This is a genomic window from Caulobacter sp. CCNWLW153, from assembly GCF_036889365.1.
Lineage (GTDB): Bacteria > Pseudomonadota > Alphaproteobacteria > Caulobacterales > Caulobacteraceae > Caulobacter > Caulobacter radicis.
The window spans coordinates 300,415-319,256 of record NZ_JBAKFV010000002.1 but is presented as its reverse complement, the minus strand read 5'-3'; the positions used below and the strand labels follow the sequence as shown (position 1 = coordinate 319,256).

Here is an 18,842-nt window from a genome sequence, read left to right as displayed (position 1 = left end):
CCCGCCGCGAGATCGACGCTTCCCGTCCCACGCGGCGGATGCTTTACAGTAGCCGTCCCGTCAGGATGATCCCCGCCATGACCGACCTCGCCCGGCCGCGCCGCAGCGCCCTCTACATGCCCGCCTCCAACGCCAAGGCCGTGGAGAAGGCGCGCACGCTCGACGCAGACGTGATCATCCTCGACCTCGAGGACGCCGTGGCCCCGGAGATGAAGCTCGCTGCTCGCGAGGCCGCCGTGGCGGCGGTGAAGGCCGGCGGTTTCGGCCCCCGCGAGATCGTCATCCGCACCAACGGCCTGGACACCCCCTGGGGCGCCGACGACCTGAAGGCCGCCGCCGAGGCCGGCCCCGACGCAGTGCTCGTGCCCAAGGTCAACGACGCCACCGATGTCCACGCCTATGAGGCGGCCCTGCATGCGGCCCCGCTCCACACCCGCCTGTGGACCATGATCGAGACCGCCAAGGCCGCCTTCCACCTGTGGGAGATCGGCGAGGCCGCCCGGACCACCCGGCTGTCGGCCTGGGTGATGGGCGTCAACGACCTGGCCAAGGAAATGCGGGCGCGGCAGACCCCGGGCCGCGAAGCCTTCCTGCCGATCCTGTCGCTGGCGGTCGCCGCCGCGCGCGGACACGGCCTGTCGATCCTCGACGGCGTGCACAACGACATCGAGGACCTGGCCGCGCTGGAGAGCGTCTGCGGCCAGGCGGTCGACTTCGGCTTCGACGGCAAGACCCTCATCCATCCCAAGCACCTGGAAATCTGCAACCGGGCATTCTCGCCGTCGGACGACGAGATCGCCTGGAGCCGGGCGGTGATCGCCGCCTTCGCCGCGCCCGAGAACGCCGGCAAGGGCGCCCTGCGGGTCGAGGGCAAGATGGCCGAGCGGCTGCATCTGGTTCAGGCCGAACGGCTGGTCGCCGTTTCCGAGGCCATCGCCGCGAAGACGGCGGGCTGATAAGGACCCCCATGCGTCGCCTTCTCGCTGTTTCCCTGTCCGCCCTGCTGTCGTTTCCGGCCGCCGCCCTGGCCCAGGCGCCGGCCTCCGAGGTGGTGACGACCAATCCGACCGTTCCGGCCCCGGCGCAGGCGACGATCCCGCTGGTGGACGCTCCGCCGGCAAGCGGCCAACCCGCGCCGCCCGCCGCCGATCCCCTGGCCGACCTGATCGCCGCCAGCGGCCCCCAGACCACCGACGAGGAAGACGAGGCGCCGCCCACCGCGCCCGCGCCACGCCACAAGCCGACCATCCTGCCGATCCCAGCGCCCGAGACCGCCGTCCCGTCTGCGCCCGGCGCGCCGATGAGCGTCGAGCAGGCCTATGAGCTGCGGGTGAAGGGCTCGATCGCCGCAGCGCAGGGGCTGCAGGGCCCGCTGGACGGCGGCTGGATCCTGCGCGGCGGCGACGGCGTGGCCCTCTATTCGCTGCAGATCGCCGATCCGGCCGGCGGCTACGGCCCGGTCGAGGGCGCCTGGCGCGACCTGCGCCGCCCCGGCGCCGTCGGCTCCACCGGCCTCATCGACAGCATCGAGCGCACCTATGATGGCGGCGCGGCCGTGCGGTTCATGCCCCGGGCGGGCGTCGGCTCGACCCTGGCGCTGAACGTCGGTCCCGACGGGTCCTGGAGCGGTCGCCTGACCGAGGACGGCGCGGCTCCGACCAGCGTCGCCATCGAGCGCACCGGCGCGCCGGTCCTGCCGGCCGGCTACGCCGTGGCCGCGCGCGGGCCGGTGATCTGGCCGCCGCGCGCGGCCCCGACCGCCACGCGCACCGCCTCGGCCGCTCCGGCCCGCGCCGCGCCGTGTTCGACCAGGGGCAAGAAGGGCAAGGCCCTGAAAGCCGCCAAGGCCAAGTGCGCCGCCGCCGCCAAGAAGGGCGGCGGGAAGGGCAAGGCGACCGCCCGCTCGGGCAAGGCCGGCAAGGGCAAGGCGGTCAAGCCGGGCAGCCGCAAGAAGACGGCCGCAACCGGGGCGCGCAAGAAGCGGCGGTAGGATCGCCTAGCCGGCGTCGACGCCTTTAGACCCCGTCCCGTCACGCCCAAGCGCCTCGGCTTGAGACAACAGCGCCGCCAGAGCTTCGACATCGGAATCCGGCGGACCGGCCTTGACGGCGCGGCGTCGAAGTTCGTCCAGGCGCGGATGTGTGATGGGCGTGCTTTCAAAGTCGTCGCAGTCCCAGGAACCGCCCGTTCCGTCGATGAACACCCTCAGTATGCCCGCCACCTCGTCGGGTGAACGATCGACTGTCTGCTTGCCCGGCCACAGCCGCGCGAGCAGGACCACAGGCAGTAAGGCCGCCGCCAGCAGCACGCCAAGCCAGACCGGCGGGCCAGGGACGTTCTCTTCCTCCATCGACAGATCTCCCGGACCGCTCGACCGCAGCGCCGACAAAGGTGCGCCTCGCGCTAGGACGGCCTTGCGTCGCGCCGACGCAACCATTGGCGCAGCACGGCCACCGTCTCTTCCGGTCGGTCGGTGAAGGTGGCGTGGCCCGCGCCGGGGACTACCGCCAGTTCCGACCCCTTGGTCCGGCGGGAGAACGCGATGGTCGTGGCCGGCCGGGCCTCGTCGTACTGGCCGACCATGAACAGGGTGCGCGGCCCGTCGAGGCGATCGAGCAGGGGCTCGCCGTCATAGGCCTTCAGCGTGCCGGTGGCCGAGAACTCGGTCGCGCCCCACATGGTCTTGTATAGCACCGGGTTGAATCCCCGATCGCCGGCCGGCCGATAGGCGCGATGCGCCGGCGAGGGCGGCTCGCGGGTTAGGAAAGCCGTGTAGAAAGCGTCGGTCGCCGCATCGCAGGCGGCCGAGAACGCCTTGTCCCGCGGCGAAGGCGGCGTCCCTTCGCAGCGGGTCAGCTGATCCTGCACCGCAGCCGGCAGGTCGCCGCGCAGCAGGTTGGCGTCGGCGATCCAGCTGCGGGTCGAGACCAGCGGACTGGCCAGCACCAGGCCGGCCAGGGCCGGCGAGCGCCGCGCGCCGTACTCCAGGGCCACCGTACCGCCCCAGCTGTGTCCCAGCACGTGCCAGCGCGGAATCTTCAGGCCTTCGCGCACCGCTTCAAGTTCGTCGACGAAACGGCCCACGATCCAGTTGGCTGGATCCATCGGGTGGTCGGAAAGCCCGCTGTCGAGTTGGTCGTAGAGGATCACCGCCCGCTCATCCGTCAGCGCCAGGGCGTCGAGGAACCCAGAGTGCGTGCCGCCCGGCCCGCCGTGGACCATGACGATCGGCGGCCGCGCCGCGCCCGCCAGGGCCGCGTCGAGATCGCCGTTGATCCGCACATAGACCCGGCCGCCGGGAACCGGCAGACGCACCTCGCGGTCCGGCTTGGGAAAGGTCGCCAGCGCGGGCCGCGCCGCATCCGCCCGGGCCCCGCGTGTAGCGGCCGACGCCAAGGTCGTGGTTCCTGCCGCCGCCAGCAGGCCCAGCAGCTTACGTCGCTCGATCACGCGCATCACCCCCTGTGCATGCCTCACGGGCCTGCGCCGCGCCAGGCGTCCGGACACGCCGGAGCCCTGCTCCAACCGCATCCGGCCATCCAGCCGCCGGCACGGCCGAACCTTCGCCCTAGCCGCACGCCCCGCGCGCGACTGTGACACGGCGCACGCGAGCCCGCGACGCCATCCCCTGCTTCACTCAGTGCGCCTTGGCCTGGCCGGCCTCCGGCTCGTCGTCGCGCGATCGCGCCAAACCGCCCTCGATCGGCGAACTGGGACTGGCCAGTTCGTCGCGCATCGCCTCCAGCAGGACGTCGACCACCTCGACCGGATCGCGGCGATAATAGTCCGACAGGCCGCGCCCGAGATGACGCAGCAGGTCGGCCAGCATCATGCCCCAGGCCCGCGCCTCGTCGATCGGCGTCTCGTCATAGGCCCCGATGCGCAGGACGCAGTGCAGGCCGTGCTCGGCCACCCAGATTCGCGCCAGCTCCGTGGCCGCCGGATCGCGCATCGCCGCGTCCGGGATCGGCTGTTCCTTCATGCCCTCGCCCCCCCTTCTCGCCTGGTCCTGGTCAGCCGGCGCCGTCCTGGCCGCGCCGCTCCGAAGCGGCCGTGCGACGGGCCGTCCCCTCCTTCTGGCGACGCCAGTAATCGGCGCCGTCGTCGGGCTTGAACATGGTGCGCGGCGCCCCGGCACGGGTGACCACGGCGAAGACATTGCCGGCCGGGTCGTAGATCAGGGTATCGCCGTTCGACCGCTTCAAGGTCTGGACCCCGGCCGGCGGCTTGGCCACGAAGGCGTGGGTCTTGCGCACATAGTCGTCCACGTCGCGGGCCCCGAAGGCCTCGCCGAACCGTTCGAAGCCGCGCTGGGCGTTCTCTTCGGCGCTGCGCGTGCGGTTGGCGGCCCACATCGGCCGGCCGGCGATCAGACGCACCGGCGCATCGCGCGGATCAGCCGCCTGCCGGGCGCTCGCCGACGCCTCGGCGACCTCGGCCGAGACCAGCGCGCCGCCACCGCTGCTGCTGGTTCCGTCGCTCGACGCGACCTGGCCGCCTTTTGGCGCCTTTACCGCCGAAGCCCCGCCGTCGCAGGCCGCCAGCACCAAGGCTGGCAGGGCCAGAAGTCCGAAACGCCACGCTCCCGTCATGATCGCCATGTCCCGTTATTTACTACCTTAACGATTAGTGAACGAAAAAAGAACGCGAGTCGAGTCCCACCGTTAAGCTTTCCGCTCTCCGATGCGCGCCGCGATTGCCTGCGGGCGCGAGGCGCTCTATGCGCGGAGGGGAACCGGCGGACGAGAGGCCTTCAAGGTGAGCGACATCCCGGGCGGCAAGCGCGTGCTCCTGATCGTCGGCGGCGGCGTGGCGGCCTACAAGGCCCTGGAGCTGACCCGCCTGCTGCGCAAGGCCGGGATCGGCGTGCGGCCGATCCTGACCAAGGCCGGCGCCGAGTTCGTCACACCGCTGTCGCTGGCGGCGCTGTCGGAGGACAAGGTCTATGACGACCTGTTCTCGCTGACCGACGAGGCCGAGATGGGCCACATCCAGCTGTCGCGCTCGGCCGACCTGGTGGTGGTCGCCCCCGCCACCGCCGACTTGATCGGCAAGGCCGCGGGCGGCCTGGCCGGCGACCTGGCCTCGACCACCCTGCTGGCCACCGACAAGCCGGTGCTGATGGCGCCGGCCATGAACGTGCGCATGTGGCTGCACCCGGCCGTACAACGCAACGTGGCGACCCTGAAGGCCGACGGCGTGTCGTTCGTCGGGCCCGACGAAGGCGCCATGGCCTGCGGCGAGTTCGGCCCAGGGCGCCTGGCCGAGCCGCCGGAGATCTTCGAGGCCATCGTCGCCATGCTGCGGGGTCCGGCGGCGCGGCCTCTGGCCGGCAAGCACGCCTTGGTCACGGCCGGTCCGACGTTCGAGGCGATCGACCCGGTGCGCGGCATCACCAATCGCTCCAGCGGCCGCCAGGGCTACGCCATCGCCGAGGCCCTGGCCCGCCTGGGCGCGCGCGTCACCCTGGTCAGCGGCCCCGTGGCCCTGCCCACCCCGCCGGGCGTCAACCGCGTCGACGTCGAGAGCGCCCGCCAGATGCTGGCCGCATGCGAGGCCGCCCTGCCGGCCGACGTCGGCGTCTTCGTGGCCGCCGTCGCCGACTGGCGGGTCGACGAGGTGTTCGGCTCCAAGCTGAAGAAGGACAAGGGCGGCCCGCCGGCCCTGACCTTCGTCGAGAACCCCGACATCCTGGCTGCACTGGCCGCCTCCGGCCCCGACCGTCCAAAACTGGTGGTCGGCTTCGCGGCCGAGACCGACGACGTCGAGGCCCATGCCCGCGCCAAGCTGGCGCGCAAGGGCTGCGACTGGATCATCGCCAACGACGTCACCCAGCCGGGCGTCATGGGCGGAACCGAGAACGCGGTCCTGCTGATCGCCAAGGACCACACCGAACGCTGGGAGCGCGCGTCCAAGGACGCCGTCGCCCAGGCCATCGCCCAACGCATCGCGGAAGCTCTATGACCACCACGCCCCACATCCCCGTCGTCCAGCTCGCCCACGCCCACGGCCTGCCGCTGCCCGCCTACGAGACGGTCGGCGCCGCCGGCATGGACCTGCGCGCCGCCGTCGAGGAAGACGCGCCCCTGACCCTGAAGCCCGGCGCCCGGTTCATGGTCCCCACGGGCCTGGCCTTCGCCGTGCCGCAGGGCTTCGAGGCCCAGGTGCGGCCGCGCTCGGGGCTGGCCGCCAAGGCGGGCATCACCTGCCTGAACTCGCCCGGCACCATCGACAGCGACTATCGCGGCGAGGTGAAGGTGATCCTGGCCAACCTGGGTGAAGAGGACTTCGTCATCCGCCGCGGCGACCGCGTCGCCCAGCTGGTGATCGCACCGGTGGTGCAAGCGGCCTGGAGCCTGGTGGCCGCCCTGGACGACACCGATCGCGGCGCTGGCGGCTTCGGCTCGACCGGCGGGCGATAGCGCCGCCTTCCTGCATCTCGTCATTCCCGCCCTCGTGGCGGGAATGACGGGAAGACCAGAGACGCCGTCTCAGCGCGTTCCCAAACCCACGAGCAGGTAGCCGCCGAATCCGGTCGTGAAGGCGGCCGCCGCCAGCCACAGCATGGGACCGATCAGAGGCAGGGGACGAGGGGCTTCCATCGGGGCGTCCTGGCTCGGCCGAAAGCTCGGCCATGCTTGCAATACGCGCGATCCCGCCCCCCGGTTGCGACCGTGCGCCGTTCTTTATCCCACGATTCCCGCCTGGCGCGTATAGGTCGATAATTCGCCGAAATGGCGATTTCGATGCAAATACATCCGCAAGTAATCAGTATACGGATCAATACCCCTGCAATCGCGCAAGCGAGTCTATCTCTGCGGCAAGATGACGCGGGATCGCGTCGTTTCTTTCCAGAACAGCTATTTCGCAGACTCGAACAATCGAGAGTGACACCCGATGGACGCCATTCTCGCTCATGAATAACTTCCATTAATTCTATCGAGCGAAACTCTTCCCAATTCTATCCTGGGAAGTTCTCGAGATGCTCAGCAACCTCAAGGTGGCGCACAAGCTGGTGGTCGCCTTCGCCGTCCTGGTGGCGGCCGTGGCCGGCGCCGGTCTCCTGGCCTGGAACGGCCTGTCGTCGATCCAGCGCGTCACCGCCCTGAACGCCGAGAGCTACGCCTACCGGGCCACGGTCGAGAAGGCCTCGGCCGAGCTGGTCGAGCAGCAGAACGCCGCGCGCGGCTTCGTGGCCAGCCTCGATCCGTCCTTCGTCAAGAAGTACGAGGACTTCCAGGCCAGGTACGACGAGGCGCATCAAGTCCTGACCGACGGCGCCGAGCAGGAAGACCAGAAGGCCCGCCTGGCCCAGTTGGACCAGGCCGTGAGCGTGTTCCGCGCCGAGACCCGCGCCCAGATCGCCGCCGCCCAGGATCCGGCCCAACTGGACGCCGCCCGCCTCGACATCGGCAAGAGCGGTCGCCTGACCAACGTGCGCAAGGCGTTGAAGACGATCGACGAGGCCGAGAGCGCCGAGCTGGCCGCCCGCATCAAGGCCCAGGACAAGGCCTTCACCGCCGCGACCCTGGCCCTGGCGCTCGGCGGCGCGGCCGCCGTGGCCATCGCCGTGCTGATGGGCTGGTTGCTGGCGCGCAGCATCGCCACGCCGGTCGACGCCATGACCACCGCCATGCGTCGCCTGGCCGGCGGCGACAACGCCGTGGCCGTGCCGGCCCTGGGCCGCCGCGACGAGATCGGGGCGATGGCGCAGGCCGTGTCGGCCTTCAAGGACGCCGCCATCGAGAAGCTGCGCGTCGAGGGCGAAGCCGCCGAGCATCGCCGACAAGCCGAGGCCGAACGCGGCGCCAACGAGGCCGAGCGTGCCGCCGGCGCCCGCGAGCAGGCCGCCGTCGTCGCCCAGGTCGGGCAGGCCCTGGAGCGCCTGGCCGCCGGCGACCTGACCGCCCGCCTCGACCAGGCCTTCCCGCCCGCCTATCGCAAGCTGCAGAGCGACTTCAACGCCGCCATGGGCCAACTTCAGGAGACCATGACGACGATCAGCGGCGCGGTCGGCGGCATCCGCGCCGGCTCCGGCGAGATCAGCCACGCGGCCGACGACCTGTCGCGCCGCACCGAGCAGCAGGCCGCCAGCCTGGAGGAAACCGCCGCCGCCCTCGACGAGATCACCGCCACCGTCCGCCGCGCGGCCGAGGGCGCGGGTCACGCCCGCAAGTCGGTCGACGCCGCCCGCAAGGACGCCGAGGCCGGCGGCGAGGTGGTCGAACGCGCCGTCGCGGCGATGACGCAGATCGAGGCCTCCTCGCGCGAGATCGGCAACATCATCGGGGTGATCGACGAGATCGCCTTCCAGACCAACCTTCTGGCCCTCAACGCCGGCGTGGAAGCGGCGCGGGCGGGTGATGCTGGTAAAGGCTTCGCGGTCGTCGCCTCCGAGGTCCGGGCGCTGGCCCAGCGCTCGGCCGAGGCCGCCAAGGAGATCAAGAGCCTGATCGGGGCCTCCGGCCAGCAGGTCGACGCGGGCGTGTCCCTGGTCGGCCAGACCGGCGAGGCCCTGCGCCGCATCACCGCCGGCGTGCAGGACATCAACCGCACCGTCGCCGAGATCGCCGCCGGCGCCCAGGAACAGGCCACGGGCCTGGCCCAGGTCAATGTCGCGGTGAACCAGATGGACCAGGCCACCCAGCAGAACGCCGCCATGGTCGAGCAGTCGACCGCCGCCAGCCACTCGCTGTCCAACGAAGCGGCCGAACTGGCGCGACTGGTCAGCCGGTTCAAGGTCGGGGCGGGCTCCGGCGCGGTGAAGCGGGCGGCATAAAAGTCCTTCTCCCTTTGGGAGAAGGATTTCCGGGGCGGGAGGATCCTGAAAACAAAAACGCCCCGCCCGGGTGACCGGGCGGGGCGCTCTCGTTTCAGCTCAGATCAGGGACGCGATCAGGCGCCCGGGGGCACCGGGAAGCCGCGGTCGCGCATCAGGGCGCCGATCTTCACGTCGCGGCCGCGGAAGGCGCGGAACTGTTCGGCCGGGTCGACCGAGTTGCCGCGCGACATGATGGTCTTGATCAGGCGCTGGCCGGTGGGCTTGTCGTAGAAGCCGCCCGGCGCCTCCTGGAAGGCCTCGGCGACATCGGCGGTCAGGGTGTCGGCCCACAGGTAGCTGTAGTAGCCGGCCGAGTAGCCGTCGCCCGAGAACACGTGACCGAACTGCGGCGTGCGGTGCCGCATGACGATCTCCTTGGGCATCTTCAGCTTGGCCAGCTCGTCGCGCTCGAAGGCGTCCGGATCGATGTCCGCGCCGCCCGCCAGGTGCAGCTTCATGTCGATCAAGGCGCTGGCCAGGTACTCGGTGGTGTCGAAGCCCTGGTTGAAGGTCGAGGCCTTCTTGATCTTGTCGACCAGTTCCTGCGGGATCGGCTTGCCGGTCTTGTAGTGGACGCAGAACTTGTTGAGCACTTCCGGCGTCGACAGCCAGTGCTCGTTCAGCTGGCTGGGGAATTCGACATAGTCGCGAGCGACATTAGTGCCCGAGACGGTCGGATAGGTGACGTCGCTGTTGAGGCCGTGGATGGCGTGGCCGAACTCGTGGAACAGGGTGTTGGCGTCGTCCCAGGAGATCAGCACCGGCTCGCCGGGCTCGCCCTTGATGAAGTTGGAGTTGTTGGAGACGATCGTCGAGATCGGCTTCTTGAAGCGCTCCTGGTTGCGGTAGGCGTTCATCCAGGCGCCCGAGCGCTTGGTCGGACGGGCGTAGGGGTCGAAGTACCACAGGCCCACGTGCTTGCCGCCCCGCAGCACCTCGTACACGGTCATGTCGGCGTCATAGACCGGCACGCCCTCGACCTTCTTGAACTCGAAGCCGTAGACCTGGCCCGCGGCCCAGAACATGCCCTCGCGCAGCTTCTCCAGCTGCATGTACGGCTTCACCTCGTTCATATCGAGGTCGTACTTCGCCTTGCGGACCTTCTCGGCGTAGAAGCGGTAGTCCCAAGGCTCGATCTTGAAGCCGCCCTTTTCCGCGTCGACGATGGCCTGCATGTCGGCCACGTCCTTGGCGACCTGCTCGATGGCCGGCGTCCAGACGGCTTCCATCAGGGCCATGGCCTTGTCGGGCGTCTTGGCCATGGCGTTCTCGAGGCGCCAGTGGGCGTGGGTCGGATAGCCCAAGAGCTTGGCGCGTTCGGCGCGCAGCTTGAGGATCTTGGCGATCAGGGCGTTGTTGTCGGTCGCCCCGCCGTTGTCGCCGCGGTTGACGAAGGCCTTCCACACCTTCTCGCGGGTGGCGCGCACCGGCGAGTTGGTCAGGTAGGGGTCCACGCTCGAGCGCGTGTTGACGATGATGAACTTGCCCGGAAGCTTGCGCTGGGCGGCGGCCGAGGCGGTCGAGGCGCGGATCGAGTCCGGCAGGCCCGCGAGGTCGGCCTCGGTCAGCTCGATATAGGTGTTCTCGTCGGCCAGCAGGTTCTGGCTGAACTTCGTGAACAGGCCCGACAGCTCGGTGTTGATCGCCGCCACGCGGGCCTTGGCGTCCGGAGCCAGCTTCGCGCCCGAACGGACGAAGTTGGTGTAGTAGATCCAGACCAGACGCTGCTGCTCGGGGGTCAGCTTGGCCTTCTCGGGGCTGTTGTAGACCGTCTCGATGCGGGCGAAGAGGCCGGCGTTCTGGGTGATCTTGTCGCCGATTTCCGAGAACTTGGCGTCGATCGCCGGCTCGATGGCCTGGTACTCGGGCGAGCTCATGTTCGAGCCCCAGATCCCGTAGTAGCAGGCGACGTCGGCCAGGGTGCGGCCGGTGTCTTCCAGCGCCGCGATGGTGTTGGCGAAGGTCGGCGCGGCCTTGTTGGCGACGATGGCGTCGATCTCGGCCAGGTTCCGGGCCATGGCCGTGTCGACGGCCGAGGTCAGGTCGGAGACCTTCATCTTGTCGAAGGCGGGAACGCCGCCGTACGGACCGGTCCAGGGAGCGAGCAAGGGGTTGGTCTCCGCGGCGAAGGAAAGGCCGGGCGCGGCGGCGCTCGCGGCGGCGGCCGCGGCGGTCGTGAGAAGGAAGGTGCGACGTTGCACGGAAGGCTCTCCGTTGAGTGTGGCCGGACCCTAGGCCAAGGTCGCGGCCCCGTCACATGACAGGACCGTAACCTTTTCGCGAAGGCCTCCCGGCGCATGGACGGAAACGCCGACCGGGTCTAATGCTCGCCCCATGACCATCGGCGTCTTCGACTCCGGCGTGGGCGGGCTCAGCGTCCACCGCGCCCTCGTGCAGCGTCTGCCCCAGGCGGACTTCGTCTATCTGGCCGACCAGGCCAACGCCCCCTATGGCGGCCGCCCCGGCGAGGAGATCGTCGACCTGACGCGGGCCGGCTGCGAGCGCCTGTTCGAGGCCGGCGCCAGCCTGGTGGTCCTGGCCTGCAACACCGCCAGCGCCATCGCCCTTCGCCGCCTGCAGCAGACCTGGCTGCCCGGCTATCGCAAGCAGTTGGGCCGTCCGGTCAACATCCTGGGCATCATCGTGCCGACCATCGAGGCGGCCACGGGTCTGCCCTGGGAGCACGAGGCCGAGCGCCGCGGCGACAAGGTCGAGCAGCTCGACGTGCTGGGGGTGTTCTCGACCCAGGGCACGACCAATTCCCGCGTCTACGAGATCGAGATCGACAAGCGAAAGCAGGACCTGGCGGTGTTCTCGCAACCCTGTCCGGACCTGGTGCCCATGATCGAGGCCGACGCCGGCGTCGTCGAACTGGCAAAGGCCGTCGAGGGTTACGTCCAGGCGCTGAAGACCCGCATCGGCCGCTATCCCGACCGCGCCGTGCTGGGCTGCACCCACTACGAGATCATCGCCGACATCTTCCGCGCCGCCCTGCCGGCCGGCACGCCGGTGATCCACCAGCCGCAGTCCACCGCCGACTCCCTTGAGCGCTACCTCGAACGTCACCCCGAGTACGACCCGGGAACCGGCGGCAGCCGCGTCTTCCTGACCACCGGCCAGCCCGGCCCGCAGAACGGCCTCGTCCAGAGCTTCTGGGGCGGCCCGCTGGTGTTCGAGAAGGCGTAACTTCAACGGTATCTGTTGCTTGATTACCCTCTGAGCTTGTCGTCAAATTCGACCACGGAACGACCGCAAGGGAGTTGGCGTGGCGATAAGGGAGCATCCGGATACCGGGACCGTACTGATGTGCGATTTTGGTGGCGGCTTTCGCGTACCGGAGATGGTGAAGCGGCGGCCGGTTGTGGTCATCAGCCCAAGGATCAGGGGCCGACCTGGCCTCTGTACGATCGTTCCGCTGAGCACCACTGCACCGGCGCCCGCCATGGACTATCACTGCCAGATCGACCTCGACCCCCCCCTGCCTGAAAAATGGATCAGCTCGGGCCTTTGGGTGAAGGGAGACATGATTTGTTCTGTCTCACTCGATCGCCTGGACTTCATTCGAACCGGTCGTCATGAAGACGGACGCAGAAAGTACTATTTTCACAAACTGCCCAGACAAACGATTTCAGGAATTAGAGGCTGCGTCCTGGCCGGTCTAGGCCTGTCTCACTTGACAAAGCACCTCTAGAATTCTACATATGTTCTCGTTAGCGGCCCTGGTCTGACCATCCGCGTCTAAGACCCTTTTCGGAGGGCCGTCGTGGAGCGTGGCGATATCAAGCCATTTCACGACGTAGATTCAGCCCCGCCTCGTGCGGGGTTTTTTCTTGTCTCCTCTGCAACGGCGGCGCTTCATCGCGGAGTATTGATCCCGGAGACGCGCCATGAAACTCGCCGCCCCCGTCCTCGCTCTCGCCCTCCTGTTCGCCGGCGCCGCCCGCGCCGAAGTGGTCGACGCCCAGCCGAACGGCTTTGCGACCAAGCGCTCGGTGGTGATCGCCAAGCCGGCCTCCGAGGTCTGGGCGGCGCTTGTGCAGCCCGCCAAGTGGTGGAGCAGCGATCACACCTGGTCGGGATCGGCCGCCAACCTGTCGCTGGGCGCGGCCTCGGGGGCCTGCTTCTGCGAGAAGATGCCGAACGGCGGCTCGGTGCTGCACATGACCACGGTCAACGCCCAGCCCGGCAAGCAGCTGACCCTGTTCGGCGGCTTGGGACCGCTTCAGCTGTCGGGCGCTTCCGGCCACATGATCTGGGCCCTGGCCGAGAAGGACGGCAAGACCACCCTGACCTGGAGCTACGACGCCGGCGGCTACATGCGCGGCGGCCTCGACAAGATCGCCCCGATCGTCGACCAGGTGCTGGGCCAGCAGCAGGACCGCCTGAAGGCCTATCTGGAGACCGGCAAGGCCGGGTAGGACCGCTCGGGCCTCAGTGCAACCCGCGCAGCAGATCGATGCGGCGCATCGCCTTGCCGGGAAGCTGCGACATGCGGCCCAGCGGCAGGGCCTCGGCGACCTGGCGCACGCCCCAGGCGGCCGAGCGCACGAAGGTGGCGGGCGAGGGCGCGCCGTAGAAGCCGAACACAACGGTCTGGCGGGCGTTGGAGAGCTCGCGCTTGAAGCGGTAGTCCCCGGTGCCCAGGTCCAGCCGGTGGTAGGACCCGGCGTTCATGCCCTTCAGGATGTCCTGGAACAGCAGCAGGCCGGGCGAATAGCGATCGAACTTGGCGTTGTGGGCGATCAGCCAGCCATGGATCGTGTGCTTGCCGCGCAGGTGCAGGTGCACCGCCGCCAGTTCGTCGCCCAGGTGCAGGGTGTAGAGCCCGCCGCCGAAATCGCCGTCGCGGCGCTCGAACAGGTCGGTGACCAGCCGGGTGACCCAGTCGGTCTTGAAGAGGTCGGTCTGGCCGGTGGCCAGCAGCTGCTCGCGCTTCCACTCGATCAGCTGGTCGAAATCGGCGCGACTGTCCGACATCGGGGCGTAGCGGCAGGGCCCGACCTCGCGCTCGGCCTTGCGGCGCTTCTTGTCGATGTCCTTGAGCACGCCGACGCCGGCGGTCTTGCGCTCGGCGGCGTAGGCCTCGTAGCCCGCCGAGACGTCGACGATCCACGAGTCCGCCTGGCCGCGACCGTGCCGGGCCAGAGTCTCGTCGTCGGCCAGCATGTGGCAGAAGTCCAGGCGCTGGGCCTTCAGGGCCGCCAGCAGCTGACGCGGATCGACGGCCACGTCGGGCGCCGAAACCAGGGCCTGATAGTCGCACATCGGCGCGCCGGCCGGCATGGCCACGCCGGCCTTGATGCGCGCGGGCAGGAAGGCCAGGGCCTGGCCCGCCTCGCCGCGAATGATGGCCACCTTCACGCGCTCGCCCTTGTCGCCCTGGGCGACGGCGACCGCCTTGGCCCATTCGGGCGACAGGAACGGAGAATCCAGGCGCGGCTGCAGCGTCTGCAGGGCGGTCCAGCAGGCGCTGTCCTCCGGCGTAAGCTGCAGGGCCTCGACAACGTCGATCTTCACGGGCGCCCCCCGAGCGCTGACCACGGACCTCCAGAAAGGCCGAGCGTGATCATGGCGCCCAGAGATTGCAGTCCGGTTTACGGACCTTGCGTGATCAGTCCATCAGTTTGCGGGTCAGATACGTATATTCGAGCGACACCCGGCGGGCGGTCTCGGCGAGGTTGGCGCTGGCGGCATGACCGCCGTCGACGTTCTCGTAGTAGAGCACGCTGTAGCCCAGGGCCTCGAGCCTGGCCGCCGCCTTGCGGGCGTGGGCAGGGTGGACCCGGTCGTCCTTGGTCGAGGTCTCGATGAACACCTCGGGATACTTCTGGCCGGCCTTGAGGTTCTGGTAGGGCGAGTACTTCTCGATCACCGCCAGGTCGGACGGGATCTGCGGATCGCCGTACTCGCCCATCCACGACGAGCCCGCGCCGATCTGGCTGTAGCGGACCATGTCGAACAGCGGCACCTGGATGACGATGGCGTTGTAGAGCTCCGGACGCTGGGTCAGGGCCACGCCCATCAAGAGGCCGCCGTTCGACCCGCCCATGATCCCCAGCCGCCGGGGCGAGGTGATCTTGCGGGCGATCAGGTCCTCTGACACCGCGAAGAAGTCGTCGTAGACCCGCTGGCGGTTGGCCTTCAGGCCCTGCTCGTGCCAGCTGGGACCGAACTCGCCGCCGCCGCGGATGTTGGCCACCACATAGGCGCCGCCGCGCTCCAGCCACAGCTTGCCCATGGTCGGCGAGTAGCCCGGCGTCATCGACGCCTGGAAGCCGCCGTAGGCATAGAGCAGGGTCGGGGTCGAGCCGTCGTACTTGGTGTTCTTCGGACGGACCAGGAAGTACGGGATCTTAGTCCCGTCGTTCGAGGTGGCCTCGAACTGCTCGACCACATGGGTCGAGGCGTCGAACTTGGCCGGGGCGGCCTTGACCTGGTCGAGCTTGCCGTTGGCCGCGTCGGCCAGCCAGTAGGTCGTGGGGGTGAGGTACCCGGTCACGCTGACGAAGATGCGGTCGTCCTTGTCCGACGCCGAACCCAGGCTGACCGTGGAATTGGCCGGCAGGTCCAGCTTCGTCCGGGTCCAGGCGCCGCCCTTGAAGTCGTACGCATAGGCCGCGCCCTTGACGTTCTCGAACAGGGCCACGACCAGGCGGTCGCGGGTGGCGTTGACGCCCTGCACCGACTCCCGGGCCGTCGGCCGCAGGATCAGGGCGGCTTTCGCCTTGGCCGGATCGGCCTTCAGGGCGGCGAGGTCGAAGGCGGCCAGGTCGCCGGTCTTCAGGCCCTGCTGCGCCCAGTCCTGCTCGACGCTGAACACCAGCTGGCCCTTGATCAGCGCCTGGATCGACGATTTCAGCGGGAAGGGCAGCTTCACCGTCGTCTCGCCGGTCACCAGGTGGGTTTCGGCGTTGAAGGTGTCGAGCGGGCGCAGCACGAACACCGCCCGCACCACGCCGTCGTGGTCGCGCAGGGCGTAAGGGCTGACGCCATAGCCTCCGTCGTCCTTGGCGCCGCGGTAGACTTCCTTGGCGGCCGACAGGGGCTGACCGCGTTTGACCAGCTTGACCACGTAGGGATAGCCGGACGTCGTCACCTCGCCAGGGGTCCAGTCTGTGGCGACGATCAGGGTGTCCTTGTCGATCCAGTCGAACCGGTGCTTGCCCTCGGGCAGCTCGAAACCGCCGGCGACGAAGCTCTTGGTCTTGATGTCGTACTCGCGCACGACCACGGCGTCCTTGCCGCCGTTCGACAGCGAGACCAGGCAGTACCGGCTCTCCGGGGCCAGGCAGTCGGCGCCCTTCCAGACCCAGTTCTTGCCCTCGGCCTTGGCCAGGGCGTCGAGGTCGAGGATCGTCGACCAGGCCGGCTGCGCCGTGCGGTAGCTGGCCAGGGTGGTGGTGCGCCAGACGCCGCGCACATGGTCGGCGTCCTGCCAGTAGTTCCGCAGGTCGTCCTCGGCGACGAACGACACGCCGGGGATCCGGTCCTTGGCGTTGACGATGGTCAGGGCCGCGTCGTGCAGGCCGGCGTAGCGCGCATCGCCCTGCAGCACGGGCAGGGTGCGGTCGTTCTGGGCCTTCGCCCAGTCGAGCGCGCGCTGGCCCTCGATCTCCTCCATCCAGATGTAGGGATCGTCCTTGCCAAGCTCGGCCAGCGGGGTGCGGACGGCGGCGGGCGCGGTGTCGGGAGCGGCGTGGGCGGAAACGGTCATGAGGCTCGTGGCGGCGAGTAGGGCCAGGGTCAGGTTACGCATCTAGTGATCCATCAGCTGGCGCGACAGGTAGGTGTAGTGCAGCGCCCAGCGCTTGGCGTTGGCAGCCGGGTCCGCCCCGTTGGCGTGACCGCCGTCGGTGTTCTCGTAGTACATGTAGGGCTGCCCCAGATCGGCCAGGCGGGCCGAGAACTTGCGGGCGTGACCCGGGTGCACCCGGTCGTCCTTGGTCGAGGTGGTGATGTAGGCCAGCGGGTATTTCACCCCGGCCCTCAGCTTCTGGTACGGGCTGTACGTCGAGATCCAGGCCCGCTCTTCCGGCTTGTCCGGATCGCCATACTCGCCGATCCACGAGGCCCCGGCCGGCAGCTTGGTGTAGCGGATCATGTCCAGCAGCGGGCTTTCCACCACCACGGCGTTCCACAGGTCGGGCCGCTGGGTCAAAGCAACGCCCATCAGGAGGCCGCCGTTCGACCGGCCATACGCGCCCAGGTGACGCGGGCTGGTGACCTTGGTCGAGATCAGGTTCTCGGCCACGGCGAAGTAGTCGTCATAGGCCCGCTGGCGGTTGGCCTTCAGCGCCGCCTCGTGCCAGGCCGGACCGAACTCGCCGCCGCCGCGGATGTTGGCCACCGCGTAGGAACCGCCACGCTCGAGCCACAGCTTGCCGATCAGCGGGTCGTAGACCGGCAGCTTCGACAGCTGGAAGCCGCCGTAGGCGTGAAGCAGGGTCGGGGCCGAGCCGTCGAGCTTGGCGCCCTTCTGGCTGACCAGGAAGTAGGGGATCTTGGTCCCGTCCTTGGAAACGGCTTCCTTCTGCTCGACCTTGAGCCTGGAGGCGTCGAAGCGGGCCGGCAGGGTCTTGACCGTTTCGGCGTCGGTCTTGGTGGCGTCGGCCAGCTTCAGCTGCGTCGGGGTGACGAAGCCCTCGACCGTATAGAATACCTGGTCGCCGCTGTCGGCGGTGGCGACGATCGAGACGGCGGCGTTGTCCAGGCCCGGCAGGCCCTGGCCGCGCCAGCCAAACTCGCCGTGGTCGCTGAAGCTGCGGATGCCGCCTTTGACGTTGTCGTAGATCACCGCCACCACGCGGTTGTCGGTCACCGCCACCTGGTCGATCGACTGGCGCGCGCCGGGCGCGAAGATCGTGCAGGGGTCGCAGTCGTTGCTGATGGCGATGTCCCCGGCCGGCCTAGGCGGCTTGGGCAGCAGGGCCTTGGGGCTGACCGAGATCAGGGCGCCGGCCGGGAAATTGCGGCCCAGCGACGGCATCGGCTCGTAGTTCCAGGGCTCCTCGACCGTCAGGATCAGGTCACCGCCGACCATGCCGCGGATCGACGAGCGCTCGGGGATCGGCAGCTGCGTCGCCTTGCCCGCGTCGTCGAGCAGGAAGGTCTTGGTGTGGAAGAAGTCGGTGGCGCGCTCGATCAGCACCACGCGATTGCCCTTGGCGTCGCGCAGCACGTGCGGGCGGGCGCTGACATCGGCCTTCTCGCCGCGGAACACCTCTACGGCCTGGTCCAGCGACTGGCCGCGCTTGAGCGTCTTGACCACCATGCCGTAGCCGCTGTCGGTGGTCGTGCCCGCGCCCCAGTCGCGGGTCAGGATCAGGGTGTCGGCGTCCAGCCAGTCGATGGTCTGCTTGCTCTCGGGCAGGAAGAAGCCGTCCTTGACGAAGCTCTTCGTCGCCAGGTCGAACTCGCGCACCTCGACGGCGTCCTTGCCGCCGTTCGACAGGTTCACCAGGCACCGGTCATGGGTCTTGGGACGGCAGTCGGCGCCCTTCCAGATCCAGTTCTTGCCCTCGGCCTTGGCCAGGGCGTCCAGGTCGATGACCGTCTCCCACTTGGGGTCGGCCGAGCGGTAGCTCTCCAGGCTGGTGCGCCGCCAGACGCCCCGCACGTGGTCGGCGTCCTGCCAGAAATTGAACACGCTGGAGCCGACGAAGGTCGGCGTGGCGATGCGGTCCTTGGCCGCCAGCACCTTCAGCGCCGCGTCATGCAGGCCCTGGTAGCGCTTGTCGCCCGTCAGCACGGGCAGGGTCTTGGCGTTCTCGGCCTTGACCCAGTCCAGCGACGAGGGCGTCTCGACGCCTTCCAGAGCCAGGTGAGGATCGGCGGGCTCCTGGGCGCGGGCGGGGCCGGCGGCGAGGAGGGCGAGGGCCAGGGCGGCGGGCGAAACGGAGCGGAGCGTCAGCATGGCGGAGGACGTTAATGCCATTCCCGCCGCTGGCTAGGCCATTTTTGACCCTCGCGAGGGCGGATCGTTCTCTTCTCCGTAAAACCCCCGCGAAAGCCGGGGCCCAGG

17 protein-coding genes are annotated in these 18,842 nt (G+C 69.2%); 8 read left to right on the top strand and 9 right to left on the bottom strand.

All coding sequences use genetic code 11. The annotated features are described in order from the left end of the window. The first annotated feature begins 77 nt into the window (after positions 1-77). Together V6S85_RS05190 and V6S85_RS05185 are read left to right on the top strand one after the other, a co-directional pair. Complete coding sequence (locus V6S85_RS05190) at positions 78-956, top strand: HpcH/HpaI aldolase/citrate lyase family protein (protein ID WP_334348250.1); 879 nt, start codon at positions 78-80, stop codon at positions 954-956. A gap of 11 nt (positions 957-967) precedes the next feature. Continuing rightward, a complete protein-coding gene (locus V6S85_RS05185; RefSeq protein WP_334348249.1) occupies positions 968-1,990 on the top strand; it encodes a hypothetical protein in 1,023 nt (340 codons plus the stop codon). A gap of 6 nt (positions 1,991-1,996) precedes the next feature. Here V6S85_RS05185 and V6S85_RS05180 read toward each other — a convergent pair whose 3' ends face one another. From V6S85_RS05180 to V6S85_RS05165, 4 genes are all read right to left on the bottom strand, one after another. Beyond that, positions 1,997-2,350 (bottom strand): hypothetical protein, encoded by a 354-nt coding sequence (locus V6S85_RS05180; RefSeq protein ID WP_334348248.1) that lies wholly within the window; start codon positions 2,348-2,350, stop codon positions 1,997-1,999. Positions 2,351-2,403: 53 nt separating this feature from the next. Next, the gene (locus tag V6S85_RS05175; RefSeq protein WP_334348247.1) at positions 2,404-3,450 is read right to left on the bottom strand and encodes a proline iminopeptidase-family hydrolase; all 1,047 of its coding nucleotides are present in this window, start codon (positions 3,448-3,450) and stop codon (positions 2,404-2,406) included. Positions 3,451-3,637: 187 nt separating this feature from the next. Further along, complete coding sequence (locus tag V6S85_RS05170) at positions 3,638-3,982, bottom strand: DUF5076 domain-containing protein (protein WP_116569311.1); 345 nt, start codon at positions 3,980-3,982, stop codon at positions 3,638-3,640. Between the two features lie 31 nt (positions 3,983-4,013). Then, a complete protein-coding gene (locus V6S85_RS05165) occupies positions 4,014-4,601 on the bottom strand; it encodes a hypothetical protein (RefSeq protein WP_334348246.1) in 588 nt (195 codons plus the stop codon). Between the two features lie 166 nt (positions 4,602-4,767). On the opposite strand from V6S85_RS05165, the gene coaBC reads away from it, so the two are divergent. Next, positions 4,768-5,964 carry a bifunctional phosphopantothenoylcysteine decarboxylase/phosphopantothenate--cysteine ligase CoaBC gene (gene coaBC, locus V6S85_RS05160; RefSeq protein ID WP_243410654.1) on the top strand — a complete coding sequence of 399 codons (1,197 nt, stop codon included), beginning with the start codon at positions 4,768-4,770 and terminating at the stop codon, positions 5,962-5,964. After that, on the top strand, positions 5,961-6,422 hold the full coding sequence (gene dut / locus V6S85_RS05155; protein ID WP_116569314.1) for a dUTP diphosphatase: 462 nt from the start codon (positions 5,961-5,963) through the stop codon (positions 6,420-6,422). The genes coaBC and dut overlap by 4 nt, the downstream gene beginning before the upstream one ends. A 69-nt stretch (positions 6,423-6,491) precedes the next feature. Here the strand turns inward: dut and V6S85_RS05150 are convergent, their stop codons facing one another. Beyond that, complete coding sequence (locus V6S85_RS05150; protein WP_334348245.1) at positions 6,492-6,602, bottom strand: hypothetical protein; 111 nt, start codon at positions 6,600-6,602, stop codon at positions 6,492-6,494. A gap of 380 nt (positions 6,603-6,982) precedes the next feature. Here V6S85_RS05150 and V6S85_RS05145 point away from each other — a divergent pair, with 380 nt between their 5' ends. Then, entirely contained in the window at positions 6,983-8,779 is a 1,797-nt protein-coding gene (locus V6S85_RS05145) for a methyl-accepting chemotaxis protein (RefSeq protein WP_334348244.1), read from the top strand. A 116-nt stretch (positions 8,780-8,895) separates the two neighbouring features. Here V6S85_RS05145 and V6S85_RS05140 read toward each other — a convergent pair whose 3' ends face one another. After that, positions 8,896-11,022, bottom strand: coding sequence for a M3 family metallopeptidase (locus tag V6S85_RS05140; RefSeq protein ID WP_116569316.1), 2,127 nt, complete (start codon positions 11,020-11,022; stop codon positions 8,896-8,898). Positions 11,023-11,155: 133 nt separating this feature from the next. Between V6S85_RS05140 and V6S85_RS05135 the strand changes: the two genes are divergently transcribed. From V6S85_RS05135 to V6S85_RS05125, 3 genes are all read left to right on the top strand, one after another. Beyond that, complete coding sequence (locus tag V6S85_RS05135) at positions 11,156-12,007, top strand: glutamate racemase (RefSeq protein WP_334348243.1); 852 nt, start codon at positions 11,156-11,158, stop codon at positions 12,005-12,007. 118 nt (positions 12,008-12,125) lie between these two features. Then, on the top strand, positions 12,126-12,512 hold the full coding sequence (locus V6S85_RS05130) for a type II toxin-antitoxin system PemK/MazF family toxin (RefSeq protein WP_334348242.1): 387 nt from the start codon (positions 12,126-12,128) through the stop codon (positions 12,510-12,512). 196 nt (positions 12,513-12,708) lie between these two features. Continuing rightward, positions 12,709-13,239 carry an SRPBCC family protein gene (locus V6S85_RS05125; protein ID WP_334348241.1) on the top strand — a complete coding sequence of 177 codons (531 nt, stop codon included), beginning with the start codon at positions 12,709-12,711 and terminating at the stop codon, positions 13,237-13,239. Positions 13,240-13,252: 13 nt separating this feature from the next. Here V6S85_RS05125 and V6S85_RS05120 read toward each other — a convergent pair whose 3' ends face one another. The 3 genes from V6S85_RS05120 to V6S85_RS05110 form a co-directional block, all read right to left on the bottom strand. After that, positions 13,253-14,338, bottom strand: a complete 1,086-nt coding sequence (locus tag V6S85_RS05120) for a GNAT family N-acetyltransferase (RefSeq protein ID WP_116569320.1) — start codon at positions 14,336-14,338, stop codon at positions 13,253-13,255. A 94-nt stretch (positions 14,339-14,432) separates the two neighbouring features. Next, a complete protein-coding gene (locus tag V6S85_RS05115; RefSeq protein ID WP_334348240.1) occupies positions 14,433-16,577 on the bottom strand; it encodes a prolyl oligopeptidase family serine peptidase in 2,145 nt (714 codons plus the stop codon). Then, entirely contained in the window at positions 16,578-18,734 is a 2,157-nt protein-coding gene (locus V6S85_RS05110) for a prolyl oligopeptidase family serine peptidase (RefSeq protein ID WP_334348239.1), read from the bottom strand. It abuts the gene before it with no gap. Positions 18,735-18,842 lie beyond the last annotated feature (108 nt).

Bases quoted from the DNA above. Each gene is read 5' to 3' on its own strand.
- V6S85_RS05190 (WP_334348250.1), top strand. From the start codon at position 78: ATGACCGACCTCGCCCGGCCGCGCCGCAGCGCCCTCTACATGCCCGCC.
- V6S85_RS05185 (WP_334348249.1), top strand. From the start codon at position 968: ATGCGTCGCCTTCTCGCTGTTTCCCTGTCCGCCCTGCTGTCGTTTCCG.
- V6S85_RS05180 (WP_334348248.1), bottom strand. From the start codon at position 2,350: ATGGAGGAAGAGAACGTCCCTGGCCCGCCGGTCTGGCTTGGCGTGCTG.
- V6S85_RS05170 (WP_116569311.1), bottom strand. From the start codon at position 3,982: ATGAAGGAACAGCCGATCCCGGACGCGGCGATGCGCGATCCGGCGGCC.
- V6S85_RS05165 (WP_334348246.1), bottom strand. From the start codon at position 4,601: ATGGCGATCATGACGGGAGCGTGGCGTTTCGGACTTCTGGCCCTGCCA.
- dut (WP_116569314.1), top strand. From the start codon at position 5,961: ATGACCACCACGCCCCACATCCCCGTCGTCCAGCTCGCCCACGCCCAC.
- V6S85_RS05150 (WP_334348245.1), bottom strand. From the start codon at position 6,602: ATGGAAGCCCCTCGTCCCCTGCCTCTGATCGGTCCCATGCTGTGGCTG.
- V6S85_RS05145 (WP_334348244.1), top strand. From the start codon at position 6,983: ATGCTCAGCAACCTCAAGGTGGCGCACAAGCTGGTGGTCGCCTTCGCC.
- V6S85_RS05135 (WP_334348243.1), top strand. From the start codon at position 11,156: ATGACCATCGGCGTCTTCGACTCCGGCGTGGGCGGGCTCAGCGTCCAC.
- V6S85_RS05130 (WP_334348242.1), top strand. From the start codon at position 12,126: ATGTGCGATTTTGGTGGCGGCTTTCGCGTACCGGAGATGGTGAAGCGG.
- V6S85_RS05125 (WP_334348241.1), top strand. From the start codon at position 12,709: ATGAAACTCGCCGCCCCCGTCCTCGCTCTCGCCCTCCTGTTCGCCGGC.
- V6S85_RS05115 (WP_334348240.1), bottom strand. From the start codon at position 16,577: ATGCGTAACCTGACCCTGGCCCTACTCGCCGCCACGAGCCTCATGACC.
- V6S85_RS05110 (WP_334348239.1), bottom strand. From the start codon at position 18,734: ATGCTGACGCTCCGCTCCGTTTCGCCCGCCGCCCTGGCCCTCGCCCTC.